12 protein-coding genes and 2 tRNA genes are annotated in these 13,308 nt (G+C 52.9%); 3 read left to right on the forward strand and 11 right to left on the reverse strand.

What is annotated here, in order from left to right; genetic code table 11:
• Positions 1-20: 20 nt before the first annotated feature.
• Together rimP and AAYN39_RS08785 are read right to left on the reverse strand one after the other, a co-directional pair.
• A complete protein-coding gene (gene rimP / locus AAYN39_RS08780) occupies positions 21-473 on the reverse strand; it encodes a ribosome maturation factor RimP (protein WP_000105461.1) in 453 nt (150 codons plus the stop codon).
• 207 nt (positions 474-680) lie between these two features.
• Positions 681-757 (reverse strand) — tRNA-Met (locus AAYN39_RS08785).
• A gap of 343 nt (positions 758-1,100) precedes the next feature.
• Between AAYN39_RS08785 and argG the strand changes: the two genes are divergently transcribed.
• Complete coding sequence (gene argG / locus AAYN39_RS08790; protein ID WP_000207645.1) at positions 1,101-2,444, forward strand: argininosuccinate synthase; 1,344 nt, start codon at positions 1,101-1,103, stop codon at positions 2,442-2,444.
• Positions 2,445-2,641: 197 nt separating this feature from the next.
• Here argG and AAYN39_RS08795 read toward each other — a convergent pair.
• The 6 genes from AAYN39_RS08795 to rlmE all read right to left on the reverse strand — a co-directional run bounded on the left by AAYN39_RS08795 (position 2,642) and on the right by rlmE (position 8,244).
• Positions 2,642-2,728 (reverse strand) — tRNA-Leu (locus AAYN39_RS08795).
• 13 nt (positions 2,729-2,741) lie between these two features.
• The gene (gene secG / locus AAYN39_RS08800; RefSeq protein WP_000272680.1) at positions 2,742-3,074 is read right to left on the reverse strand and encodes a preprotein translocase subunit SecG; all 333 of its coding nucleotides are present in this window, start codon (positions 3,072-3,074) and stop codon (positions 2,742-2,744) included.
• Positions 3,075-3,296: 222 nt separating this feature from the next.
• Positions 3,297-4,634: a phosphoglucosamine mutase gene (gene glmM / locus AAYN39_RS08805; RefSeq protein ID WP_000071169.1), complete on the reverse strand. Its 1,338-nt coding sequence runs from the start codon at positions 4,632-4,634 to the stop codon at positions 3,297-3,299.
• Positions 4,627-5,475, reverse strand: a complete 849-nt coding sequence (gene folP, locus AAYN39_RS08810) for a dihydropteroate synthase (RefSeq protein ID WP_000764715.1) — start codon at positions 5,473-5,475, stop codon at positions 4,627-4,629. Before folP ends, glmM begins: the two co-directional genes overlap by 8 nt.
• 104 nt (positions 5,476-5,579) lie before the next feature.
• Positions 5,580-7,514, reverse strand: a complete 1,935-nt coding sequence (ftsH, locus tag AAYN39_RS08815) for an ATP-dependent zinc metalloprotease FtsH (RefSeq protein ID WP_001107481.1) — start codon at positions 7,512-7,514, stop codon at positions 5,580-5,582.
• A gap of 103 nt (positions 7,515-7,617) precedes the next feature.
• Complete coding sequence (gene rlmE / locus AAYN39_RS08820) at positions 7,618-8,244, reverse strand: 23S rRNA (uridine(2552)-2'-O)-methyltransferase RlmE (RefSeq protein ID WP_000145971.1); 627 nt, start codon at positions 8,242-8,244, stop codon at positions 7,618-7,620.
• 126 nt (positions 8,245-8,370) lie between these two features.
• Here rlmE and yhbY point away from each other — a divergent pair, with 126 nt between their 5' ends.
• Entirely contained in the window at positions 8,371-8,664 is a 294-nt protein-coding gene (yhbY, locus tag AAYN39_RS08825) for a ribosome assembly RNA-binding protein YhbY (RefSeq protein WP_001592995.1), read from the forward strand.
• A gap of 155 nt (positions 8,665-8,819) precedes the next feature.
• Here the strand turns inward: yhbY and greA are convergent, their stop codons facing one another.
• On the reverse strand, positions 8,820-9,296 hold the full coding sequence (gene greA, locus AAYN39_RS08830) for a transcription elongation factor GreA (protein ID WP_001148008.1): 477 nt from the start codon (positions 9,294-9,296) through the stop codon (positions 8,820-8,822).
• 247 nt (positions 9,297-9,543) lie between these two features.
• Here greA and dacB point away from each other — a divergent pair, with 247 nt between their 5' ends.
• Positions 9,544-10,977, forward strand: a complete 1,434-nt coding sequence (gene dacB / locus AAYN39_RS08835; protein WP_001212675.1) for a serine-type D-Ala-D-Ala carboxypeptidase — start codon at positions 9,544-9,546, stop codon at positions 10,975-10,977.
• 130 nt (positions 10,978-11,107) lie between these two features.
• Here dacB and cgtA read toward each other — a convergent pair whose 3' ends face one another.
• Together cgtA and AAYN39_RS08845 are read right to left on the reverse strand one after the other, a co-directional pair.
• Positions 11,108-12,280, reverse strand: a complete 1,173-nt coding sequence (gene cgtA / locus AAYN39_RS08840; RefSeq protein WP_000673554.1) for an Obg family GTPase CgtA — start codon at positions 12,278-12,280, stop codon at positions 11,108-11,110.
• A 15-nt stretch (positions 12,281-12,295) separates the two neighbouring features.
• Entirely contained in the window at positions 12,296-13,261 is a 966-nt protein-coding gene (locus AAYN39_RS08845; RefSeq protein WP_000813052.1) for a DMT family transporter, read from the reverse strand.
• Between the last annotated feature and the right edge of the window lie 47 nt (positions 13,262-13,308).

Below are 13,308 nucleotides of genomic sequence, written 5' to 3' on the forward strand. Positions count from 1 at the left end.
TTTTCACCTCATCCAGACTGTTAAAAGTGGGGAACCAGGTTCGCCTTCTGGATATTACTCAGCGCGAACACTTCATCTTTGCCTTCGACTGTGACGGTAATCATTTCACCGTCCACCGCTTTGATAATGCCCTGCCACTTGCGACGGTTCTGTACCGCCATGCGAAGAACCAGCGCGACCTCTTCACCCTGGAAACGCGCATAATGATCGGCAGTGAACATAGGACGGTCGAGACCCGGTGACGAGACTTCAAGGTTGTAAGCCACGGAGATAGGATCTTCAACGTCCAGCACCGCGCTTACCTGGTGGCTCACATCAGCACAATCATCAACATTGATGCCATCTTCACTATCAATATAGATGCGCAGTGTGGATGTGCGACCGCGAATAAATTCGATGCCGACCAGCTCGTAGCCTAAGGCTTCAACTGGCGCTGTAATCATCTCTGTTAATTTTTGCTCTAATGTGGACAAGCCCACCCCCAAGACATAAAAAAAGGGCCTAAAGCCCAGTTATTCTGTAGTCAGATAACAAAAAACCCCGATAAATCGGGGCTTTAGATAACTGAACCCTATAACCGCAACGGCGGTCTGGTGTACCTTCCGAAAGAATTTTTTTCAAATCCAGCTACGAAGGACATAATCTTCACAGTATATTTGAAAAAGAACTCTAAGGGAAAGTGGTTGCGGGGGCCGGATTTGAACCGACGACCTTCGGGTTATGAGCCCGACGAGCTACCAGGCTGCTCCACCCCGCGCCTGAAACGTGGCAAATTCTACTCGTTTTGGGCAAAATTTGCAAATACTGCTGGGATTTGGTACCGAGGACGGGACGTAAAATCTGCGCACAGTATAGTGACCAGGCATGAGTTATGTCAACCCTATTCCCAATATGCAGATGAATGAATATCACTCTTCGTTATACTCATCCCACCTCTCCTGCTTATACACGCATTTCACAACGTTATTTCAGTAAACCTTCACTAAATGCTTCCTGTCTCTGCTAAAAGATGATTAAATGAAAACTCATTTATTTTGCATAAAAATGCACTAAAGCAGAAACCGATCTCATTATCAGTCAATCAAGCAGGGTTCTATTCTATGACGACGATTCTTAAGCATCTTCCAGCAGGTCAACGTATTGGTATCGCTTTTTCCGGCGGTCTGGACACTAGCGCCGCGCTGCTGTGGATGCGACAAAAAGGAGCTGTCCCATATGCCTATACTGCGAATCTGGGACAACCGGATGAGGATGACTATGACGCCATTCCTCGTCGCGCAATGGAGTATGGCGCAGAGAATGCCCGCCTGATTGATTGCCGCAAGCAGTTGGTTGCAGAAGGGATCGCAGCGATTCAGTGCGGCGCTTTCCATAATACGACTGGCGGACTGACCTATTTCAATACCACGCCGCTGGGCCGTGCCGTGACCGGCACGATGCTGGTCGCCGCAATGAAAGAAGACGGCGTGAATATCTGGGGCGACGGCAGCACCTATAAAGGCAACGATATTGAACGTTTCTATCGTTACGGCCTGCTGACCAACGCCGAGCTGCAGATTTACAAACCGTGGCTGGATACCGACTTTATCGATGAGCTGGGCGGCCGTCATGAGATGTCTGAATTTATGATTGCCTGCGGTTTCGACTATAAGATGTCAGTCGAAAAAGCCTACTCCACCGACTCCAACATGCTCGGCGCGACGCACGAAGCGAAAGATCTGGAGTTTCTTAACTCCAGCGTCAAGATCGTCAACCCGATTATGGGCGTGAAGTTCTGGGACGAAAGCGTGAAGATCCCGGCAGAAGAGGTGACCGTCCGTTTCGAACAGGGACATCCAGTGGCGCTGAACGGTAAAACCTTCAGCGATGATGTTGAGATGATGCTGGAAGCGAACCGCATCGGCGGACGTCACGGCCTGGGCATGAGCGACCAGATCGAAAACCGTATCATTGAAGCGAAAAGCCGCGGTATTTATGAAGCCCCCGGAATGGCACTGCTGCACATCGCTTACGAGCGTCTGTTGACCGGTATTCACAACGAAGACACCATTGAACAGTATCATTCTCATGGTCGTCAGTTGGGTAAACTGCTGTATCAGGGTCGCTGGTTCGACTCTCAGGCGCTGATGCTGCGTGACGGCCTGCAACGTTGGGTCGCCAGCCAGATTACCGGTGAAGTGACGTTGGAGCTGCGTCGCGGCAACGACTACTCCATCCTGAACACCGTGTCAGACAACCTGACCTATAAGGCTGAGCGTCTGACCATGGAGAAAGGCGAGTCCGTGTTCTCGCCAGACGATCGTATCGGTCAGTTGACCATGCGTAATCTGGACATTACTGATACCCGCGAGAAACTGTTCGGCTACGCGAAAGCGGGTCTGTTAACCGCCTCTTCCGCGACCGGTCTGCCGCAGGTTGAGAATCTGGAAAACAAAGCGAAGTAAACATTTATCATTCTAAGGCCGCGAAAGCGGCCTTTTTTATGCGCGGAATATAAGGTGTCTATAGGCCTGATAAACGTAGCGTCATCAGGCGTTGTAATAATGTCGGATGGCGGCGTAAACGCCTTATCCGACCTACAGAAAATCACAAATAACAGACGAAAAAAAAGACGCTTTTCAGCGTCTTTCTTTCGGAATATTGGTACCGAGGACGGGACTTGAACCCGTAAGCCCTATTAGGCACTACCACCTCAAGGTAGCGTGTCTACCAATTCCACCACCTCGGCACGGATACTGCTATTAGCGCGGGATATCGCTGGTCGGCTGGGCCGGTGCAGCAGGTTGAGTCTGCTCGGTTTTCGCCGGCGCGCTCAGATTTTCCCACTCGCTTCCTTTATTGGTTTTGTTGCTATTGATATTACCCAACACCAGACTGATGATGAAGAACAGCGTCGCCAATACCGCCGTCATTCGAGTCATGAAGTTACCAGAACCACTTGAACCAAATAGCGTAGCGGAAGCGCCTGCTCCGAAGGAGGCTCCCATATCAGCGCCTTTACCTTGCTGCAGCATGATCAGACCTACAAGGCCAATTGCCACAATAAGGAAAACAACTAAAAGAGCTTCGTACATAATCAACCTGTTCCTTGCGGAGTTGCCGCGTACCAATGCTTCTACCAATAAAGCGGGATTTTTACTGTTTCCCACTGAAGCGGGTGTGAATACTAACCAAAGCGAATGACCTTCGCAAGGGCAATTTAAGCGCATTGTATCAACTGCGGAAAAAAACAGCAAAAGCGTTGTTTTTTGCGGGCAGTAAGGCGGCAACCGCCGCCTTTTTAGTCACTTAAACGCTTAAACGGCTTTTACCGCATCCGCGATACGATGGGCGAAAGCCGTAACCTGCGCTTCATCCTCGCCTTCAACCATCACGCGAATCAGCGGTTCGGTACCGGATTTACGTAGCAGTACCCGCCCACGATTGCCGAGCGTGGCTTCTACGTCCGCCGTTACCGCTTTCACCGCTTCATTTTCCAGCGGATCGCCGCTACCAGCGGTGTAACGCACGTTAACCAGAATCTGCGGGAACATTTTCATTCCGCTGCACAGATCGTGCAGACTCATATGATTACGCACCATCGCCGCCAGAACTTGTAGCCCCGCCACAATACCGTCGCCAGTGGTCGTTTTATCCAGCAGAATAACGTGACCAGAGTTTTCCGCGCCGATGCGCCAGCCTTTTTCCTGCAATTTTTCCAGCACATAGCGGTCGCCCACTTTCGCCCGGGCAAACGGAATGCCAAGCTGCTTGAGCGCCAGCTCCAGCCCCATATTGCTCATCAGCGTCCCCACCGCGCCGCCGCGCAGTTGCCCCTGGCGCAGCCCTTCGCGCGCGATGATATACATGATCTGATCGCCATCGACTTTATTGCCTTCATGGTCAACCATGATGACCCGGTCGCCGTCGCCGTCAAGCGCGATGCCGAGGTCCGCCTTCTCCGCCAACACGCGCGCCTGCAACGCGCGCACGTCGGTCGCGCCCACTTCTTCATTAATGTTGACGCCGTTTGGCTCACAGCCGATGGCGATCACGGTCGCGCCCAGCTCGCGCAGCACATTCGGAGCGATGTGGTAGGTAGCGCCGTTGGCGCAATCCACAACCACTTTCAGGCCGTTGAGGCTCAGTTCGTTCGGGAAGGTGCCTTTACAGAACTCAATATAGCGTCCGGCGGCGTCGACGATGCGGCTGGCTTTCCCCAGCTCGGCGGAGTCTACGCAGGTGATCTCTTTTTCCATTTCGGCTTCGATGGCTTCTTCCACATCGTCAGGCAGTTTCGTACCGTCGATAGAGAAGAATTTAATGCCGTTATCATAGAACGGGTTATGGGAAGCCGAGATAACGATACCCGCCTCCGCGCGGAAAGTCCGCGTCAGATAGGCGACGGCTGGCGTTGGCATAGGTCCGGTAAACGAGGCCGACAGCCCCGCAGCGGCAAGGCCTGCCTCCAGCGCGGATTCCAGCATATAGCCGGAAATACGCGTATCTTTACCGATAATGATTTTACGCGAACCATGACGCGCCAGCACTTTTCCGGCAGCCCAACCCAGTTTAAGCACGAAATCAGGTGTAATGGGGGCATTGCCTACACGTCCGCGAATCCCATCGGTACCGAAATATTTACGATTACTCATAGCGTTTGTTTCCCTTTGCAGACAGAGTGGCTTCCACCACCCGCATCGCCTCTACGGTTTCTTTGACGTCATGGACGCGAATGATCTGCGCGCCCTGCATCGCAGCAATTACCGCGCACGCAAGGCTACCGTTCAGACGGTCTGATGGTCCCACGTTAAGTAACTGACCAACCATCGTTTTACGTGACATGCCCACCAGCAGCGGCAGGTTAAAATGATGAAACTCACCCAGTCGCGCCAGTAAGGTATAATTGTGAGAGAGATTTTTACCGAAACCGAATCCTGGGTCGAGCAACAATTTCTCTTTTGCGATGCCGGCCTTCTCACAACGTGCTATTTGCTCAATAAAGTAGCGATTCACCTCGGCAAAGACATCGTCATATTTCGGCGCCTCCTGCATGGTTTTGGGGTTGCCCTGCATGTGCATAAGACTGACCGGCAAGCCGGTTTCCGCTGCCGCTTCCAACGCGCCGGGTTCGGAGAGTGAACGGACATCATTGATAATATGCGCGCCCGCCCTTGCCGCTTCACGGATCACCTCGGGTTTAGAGGTATCCACAGAAATCCACACTTCAAAACGTTGCGCGATTGCTTCCAGTACCGGAATAACGCGATCCAGCTCTTCTTCCACGCTCACTTCTGCCGCGCCTGGTCGCGTTGATTCCCCCCCCACATCAATAATTGTCGCCCCGGTATTCACCATTAAATTCGCATGTTTCACCGCCTCAATCAGCGTGTTATGCGCGCCGCCGTCGGAGAACGAATCCGGCGTTACGTTCAGGATCCCCATAACATGCGGATGAGTGAGATCGAGCGTGGCGCCCTGAGCGAAGAGTTTCATGGTCAAAATCCCTGTTTTATTTATGGTGAGTTAAAAAAAGAAAAACCCCGGGGCAAGCCCCAGGGTTTCGGTGAGCGCTAAACATAATGTTGTAAAACAAATGCTTATTTGTCGCCCAGCTGCTCTGACATCGTGTTGCCCGGGTTCGGCGTGCGTGGTTCATCAACCGGACGCGGCGCCTGAGGCGTACCATTGCTGTCAGAGTTATTGGTGCCGTTTGGATCTTCCCAGCCCGCAGGCGGACGCACTTCACGACGCGCCATCAGGTCATCAATCTGCGGCGCATCGATGGTTTCATATTTCATCAGCGCATCTTTCATCGCGTGCAGAATATCCATATTGTCAGTCAGGATCTGACGAGCGCGATTGTAGTTACGTTCAATCAGCGCTTTCACTTCCTGGTCGATGATACGCGCAGTTTCATCAGACATATGTTTCGCTTTTGCGACGCTACGGCCGAGGAACACTTCGCCCTCTTCTTCCGCGTACAGCAACGGACCGAGTTTCTCCGAGAAGCCCCACTGGGTGACCATGTTACGCGCCAGGTTAGTCGCGACTTTAATGTCGTTCGACGCGCCGGTAGAAACATGCTCAACGCCGTAGATAATCTCTTCCGCCAGACGGCCGCCGTACAGCGTGCTGATTTGGCTTTCCAGCTTCTGACGGCTGGCGCTGATCGCGTCGCCTTCAGGCAAGAAGAAGGTCACGCCCAGCGCACGACCACGCGGGATAATCGTCACTTTGTGCACCGGATCGTGTTCCGGCACCAGGCGACCGATAATCGCGTGGCCCGCTTCGTGGTACGCGGTCGACTCTTTCTGCGCTTCCGTCATCACCATGGAGCGACGTTCGGCGCCCATCATGATTTTGTCTTTCGCTTTCTCGAACTCAACCATCGACACTACGCGCTTGTTGCCGCGTGCGGCAAACAGCGCCGCTTCGTTGACCAGGTTCGCCAGGTCCGCACCGGAGAAGCCCGGCGTACCGCGCGCAATGATCGCCGCATCAATGTCCGTCGCTAACGGTACGCGACGCATATGCACCTTCAGAATCTGCTCACGACCGCGAACATCCGGCAGGCCTACCACCACCTGACGGTCAAAACGGCCAGGACGCAGCAGCGCCGGGTCAAGGACGTCCGGACGGTTAGTTGCGGCGATAACGATGATACCTTCGTTACCTTCGAAGCCGTCCATCTCAACCAGCATCTGGTTCAACGTCTGCTCACGTTCATCGTGACCACCGCCCAGACCAGCGCCACGCTGGCGACCTACGGCGTCGATTTCATCGATGAAGATAATGCACGGTGCCGCTTTCTTGGCTTGTTCGAACATGTCACGCACACGAGATGCGCCGACACCCACGAACATTTCCACAAAGTCAGAACCGGAAATCGTAAAGAATGGCACCTTCGCTTCACCCGCAATGGCTTTTGCCAGCAGGGTTTTACCGGTACCCGGCGGGCCGACCATCAGGACGCCTTTCGGAATTTTACCGCCCAGCTTCTGGAAACGGCTCGGTTCACGCAGGTATTCAACCAGTTCCGCCACTTCTTCTTTCGCTTCGTCACAACCCGCAACGTCAGCAAACGTGGTTTTGATCTGATCTTCCGTCAGCATACGCGCCTTGCTCTTACCGAACGACATGGCGCCTTTGCCACCGCCGCCCTGCATCTGACGCATGAAGAAGATCCAGACGCCGATCAGCAACAGCATCGGGAACCAAGAGATGAAGATAGAAGCCAGCAGGCTTGGCTCTTCAGGTGGTTCGCCAACAACCTTGACGTTTTTAGTCAGCAGGTTATCAAGCAGCTTCGGATCATTAATCGGAATGTAAGTCGTGTAACGGTTACTATCTTTCTTGGTAACGTTGATCTCACGTCCGTTGATACGCGCTTCGCGAACCTGGTCCTGATTGACCTCTTGCAGGAAGGTAGAGTAATCCACCTTACGGCCATTAGACTCGCTGGGCCCAAAGCTCTGGAATACTGACATCAGCACAACGGCAATGACCAGCCAGAGTATTAGGTTTTTCGCCATGTCACTCAAGGGATTAACCTCTTATTACAACTGTGTTAAAAACAGCGTCAGGATACTCTATATCCAGTTTCTTTCAAACCTTACGTCTGAAATCTGCCGGTTATCACTTTCGCCCGGTCGCTACAATGTACACTTCACGCGAACGCGCGCGCGAAGAGTCCGGCTTACGAACTTTAACCTTCGTAAACAGGGAGCGAATTTCCCTTAGATACTCATCGAAACCTTCGCCCTGGAACACCTTCACTACAAAACTTCCGCCTGGCGCCAGCACATCGCGGCACATATCTAACGCCAGCTCCACCAGATACATGGCGCGGGGGATATCCACCGCCGGTGTTCCGCTCATGTTTGGTGCCATATCCGACATGACAACTTGTACTTTACTGTCACCCACGCGTTCCAGTAACGCTTTCATGACAAGTTCATCACGAAAATCGCCCTGAAGAAAGTCCACACCAACGATAGGATCCATAGGTAAAAGATCACAAGCGATGATGCGGCCTTTGCCGCCAATCTGCGTGACCACATACTGTGACCACCCTCCTGGCGCAGCGCCGAGATCGACTACCGTCATTCCCGGCTTAAAAAGTTTGTCACTTTGCTGTATTTCATCAAGTTTAAACCAGGCACGGGAGCGTAGCCCCTTTTTCTGCGCCTGTTGAACATATTTATCGCTAAAGTGTTCCTGAAGCCAGCGGCTTGAGCTGGCAGAACGCTTTTTACCTGTCATTTAACTTTCCCGTCGGGGCAGTTCATCGTAGCCAATGGCGTAAATTTCTACACGCCTATTTGGCGATATAAGGGAGATGGCGGTAGAATGACCCGTTTTCAATCCCAACGTAAGCAAAAATATACGATGAATCTGAGTACTAAACAAAAACAGCACCTAAAAGGTCTGGCACATCCGCTCAAGCCTGTTGTTATGCTTGGCAATAATGGTTTGACCGAAGGGGTACTGGCCGAGATTGAACAAGCGTTAGAGCACCATGAACTTATCAAGGTGAAAATCGCCTCGGAAGATCGCGAAACAAAAACCTTGATCGTGGACGCTATCGTGCGCGAAACCGGCGCCTGTAACGTACAGGTCATCGGTAAAACGCTGGTGCTGTATCGCCCAACTAAAGAGCGTAAAATCTCGCTGCCGCGTTAAGGATATCCTAAAGTCGAACACAAAATCTGTGTAAAACGAGGGGTTTTCCACGAGCAGGAGAGCAAAATGCCACGCTCTCTCCGTTGATAAAAGGCCGCTATGCGGCCTTTTTCCTTTCTTTACAATACACCAACAATTTGCGTATTGAGTACTGCTTAAAGGTATTCCACTTTAAGCACTTCGTATTCCACATCGCCGCCAGGCGTTTTGATCACCACGACGTCATCCTGCTCTTTGCCAATCAGGCCGCGAGCGATTGGCGAGTTTACCGAAATGAGATTTTGCTTAAAATCCGCCTCATCATCGCCAACAATACGATAGGTCTGCTCTTCGTCGGTGTCCAGGTTCAGCACCGTGACGGTAGCGCCGAAAATCACGCGACCATTGTTCGGCATTTTGGTGACGTCAATCACCTGCGCATTCGACAGTTTTGCTTCGATATCTTTAATGCGCCCTTCGCAGAAACCCTGCTGTTCGCGTGCAGCATGATACTCCGCGTTTTCTTTTAAATCGCCATGTTCGCGCGCTTCGGCGATAGCGGCGATGATTTCAGGACGGCGCACAGATTTCAGAAAATCCAGCTCTTCGCGCAGTTTTTCGGCTCCGCGTAAGGTCATCGGAATAGCTTGCATTTGTTATACCTCTTGAACATTCCTGTAGGGGGCAATGAACTCTACCCCGGCTGCTAAGCCAGCCCCGGCATATGCCATACCAGGGTCAGAAGCAAAAAAACACCAACCCGGGCGCGCAGTCCCAGGTCAGCTACAATTTCCTCTTTGATAACCATTTTACCCTGGAGTTCCCTATGGGTCATCGTTTACTTTTTAGGGCGTTGCGCCGTAGTATGACGGCTTGTTTCCAGGGTGTTAGCGCGAGATTATGCGATTTTCCAGATTTATCATCGGATTGACCACCAGTATAGCGTTCAGCGTTCAGGCCGCGAATATTGACGAATACATCAAACAGCTTCCGGCCGGCGCCAACCTCGCGCTGATGGTGCAAAAGATTGGCGCGCCCGCGCCGGCTATTGATTATCATAGTCAGCAGATGGCGCTTCCCGCCAGTACCCAAAAGGTGATTACCGCGCTGGCGGCGCTGATTCAACTCGGCCCGGATTTCCGTTTTACGACCACGCTGGAGACTAAAGGCAACGTCGATAACGGCATCCTGAAAGGTGACTTAATTGCGCGATTCGGTGGCGATCCAACGCTAAGACGTCAGGATATTCGCAATATGGTCGCGACGCTGAAAAAGTCAGGCGTCACGCAAATCGACGGCAATGTGCTTATCGACACGTCGATTTTCGCCAGCCACGATAAAGCGCCAGGCTGGCCGTGGAACGACCTGACGCAGTGTTTCAGCGCGCCTCCCGCCGCCGCCATTGTTGACCGCAACTGTTTTTCTGTGTCGCTTTATAGCGCGCAAAAACCAAACGATTTAGCTTTTATTCGCGTGGCCTCTTATTATCCGGTAACGATGTTCAGCCAGGTACGGACTCTGCCGCGCGGTTCGGCAGACGCGCAGTATTGCGAGCTGGATGTTGTGCCTGGCGATTTGAACCGTTATACGCTTACCGGCTGTTTACCACAGCGCGCCGACCCGCTGCCGCTGGCCTTTGCTATTCAGGACGGCGCCAGCTACGCGGGCGCGATCCTCAAGCAGGAACTGAAAGAGGCCGGGATAACTTACCGCGGCACGCTGCTGCGCCAGACGCAGGTTAACGAGCCCGGAACGATCGTCGCCAGTAAACAGTCGGCGCCACTGCACGATCTGCTTAAGATTATGCTGAAAAAGTCAGACAACATGATCGCCGATACTGTTTTTCGGATGATTGGTCATGTCAGGTTTAACGTGCCTGGCACCTGGCGGGCGGGATCGGATGCTGTTCGCCAGATCCTGCGCCAACAGGCGGGAATTGATATCGGCAATACCATTATTGCCGACGGTTCCGGTCTTTCTCGCCATAACCTGATCGCTCCCGCCACGATGATGCAGGTGCTGCAATATATCGCCCAACACGATAACGAGCTGAACTTTATCTCTATGCTGCCGCTGGCGGGCTATGACGGTTCATTGCAATACCGCGCCGGCCTACATCAGGCGGGCGTAGACGGTAAGGTTTCGGCGAAAACCGGGTCACTGCAGGGCGTGTACAACCTGGCGGGCTTTATTACCACCGCAAGCGGGCAGCGGATGGCATTTGTACAGTATTTGTCCGGCTACGCGGTTCCACCTGCCGATCAGCGTAATCGACGTATTCCGCTGGTACGCTTCGAGAGTCGATTGTACAAGGATATTTATCAGAATAACTGAGTGCATTATTGCCGGATGGCGGCGCTAACGCGTCTTATCCGGCCTACAAAGAACATAATAAAACGGGCCGCAAATGCGGCCCGTTGGCTTTTGTAGGCCGGATAAGCGTAAGCGCCATCCGGCTACGAGATTAACGTTTGTAGATGAACTCGACGCCTTCTTCGTCGTCTTCATCCCAGTCGTCATCCCAGTCATCGTCTGCGTCTTCTTCCACTTCAGCCAACTGCTGGCGATGATAATCGTCCCACATGAACTCGACTTTTTCCGGCTGTTTTGCTTCTTCAGCCTGCGCGATCGGATTCTCGATGATAAAGGTCATCACATCCCAGCAGAGATCTTTCACCCCTAGCTGACTGGCAGCGGAAATCAGATAGTATTTCCCTTCCCAGCCCAACGCTTCGGCGATCGCTTTCGCTTTCTCTTCCGCTTCGGATTTATCCATCAGATCGATCTTGTTGAACACTAACCAGCGCGGTTTAGCCGCCAGATCCTGGCTGTATTTTTCCAGTTCGCCAATAATGATACGGGCGTTTTCCACCGGATCGGAACCATCGATCGGATCGATATCAATGAGGTGCAGCAGTACGCGGCAACGTTCGAGGTGCTTCAAGAAGCGAATCCCCAGGCCCGCGCCTTCCGCCGCGCCTTCGATCAACCCCGGAATGTCGGCCACCACAAAACTCTTTTCGCTGTCCATACGTACCACGCCCAGGCTCGGCACCAGCGTGGTAAACGGATAGTCCGCGACTTTCGGTTTTGCTGCCGATACCGCGCGAATGAACGTTGATTTACCGGCATTTGGCATCCCCAGCATCCCGACATCCGCCAGCAGCATCAGTTCCAGCAGCAGGTCGCGCTTATCGCCCGGCGTACCATTGGTTTTCTGGCGCGGCGTACGGTTAACCGAGGATTTAAAACGGGTATTGCCTAACCCATGCCAGCCGCCCTTCGCGACCAACAGACGCTGACCGTGTTTGGTCATGTCGCCCATCGTTTCACCGGTTCCTTGGTCGATAACGCGCGTACCGACCGGCACTTTGATGGTCACGTCTTTACCGCGTTTACCGGTACAGTCGCGGCTCGCGCCATTCTGACCACGTTCAGCGCGGAACGATTTTTCAAAGCGGTAATCGATCAGCGTATTCAGGTTTTCATCGGCTTCCATCCAGACGTCGCCGCCGTCGCCGCCATCACCGCCGTCCGGGCCGCCTTTCGGGATATATTTTTCGCGGCGGAAGCTCACACAGCCATTACCGCCATCGCCTGCAACGACCAGAATCGATGCTTCATCAACAAACTTCATTTTATTCTCCGTAAATCATTCGCCTGAGCGGGGTTGCGAAACCACCGTTTCATGCTTGCGTAAACCGCCCCAAATACGATGACCAATGGCGGAATACATCGCGCCCGCAACCACGACAAACGCACCGAGATAACCTAAAAGGTTTAACATCGGTCTGGCGAAGAAATCGGGCCAGGCCATAGATAAAAGATCTGAAAACAGCAGGGTAAATAGCGGTGTAAGCGTGATTATCGCGCTCACCTGCGCCGCCTGCCAACGCGCCATCGCTTCCGCCAGGGCGCCATATCCTACCAGCGTATTTAGCCCGCAGAAAATCAAACAGGCGAGCTGCCAGTCGCTCAGTTGCGCTATCACCATCGGTTTTGCCAACGGCAAAAGCGCTATCGTACATAAAGTGTACAGTAAAAACAGGATCTGCTGCGAGGCCAGACGTCGCAATAATACTTTTTGCGCCACGCCATAGCTCACCCACACCATCGCCGCGCCTACGCCAAAAATAACGCCCCAGGTGTAGTCGGTCAGTCGGGTAAAAATCTCGATCAGACTGGTGTTAAAAAACATTACCAGCCCGCTCAATAACATCAGCGCGCCAATCACCTGCGTACCGCGCATCTTTTCTTTCAGAATAAAGACGCTGGCGACCATCATGCCAACCGGCGAGAGCTGGCCGATAACCTGCGACGCGGTTGGGCTTAAATATTGCAGGGAAGAACTGAACAAAATGAAATTACCGAACAGTCCGCAGGTCGCTATCGCCAATAACACCAACCAGCGCGGCTTACGAAAAATACGCAGCGGCGGCAGCTTTCTTTTTACTGCCAGTATCGCCCCGAGGCCAATACTGGCCATTAAGAAGCGGTAGAAGACAATGGTTGAAGGCTCCATCACCTCCAGCACTTGCTTCATTGCTATTGGCAACGCTCCCCAGCACATCGCGGTAGTGAGCGCTAAAAGAATGCCAATGCCTGCCTGCTGCTTCATGCCGTGTTCCCTGCAAAGACCCGTTAACGGCATTCACACAGCCACAC

This window comes from Salmonella sp. K21076 (assembly GCF_039650795.1).
Taxonomy (GTDB): domain Bacteria; phylum Pseudomonadota; class Gammaproteobacteria; order Enterobacterales; family Enterobacteriaceae; genus Salmonella; species Salmonella enterica.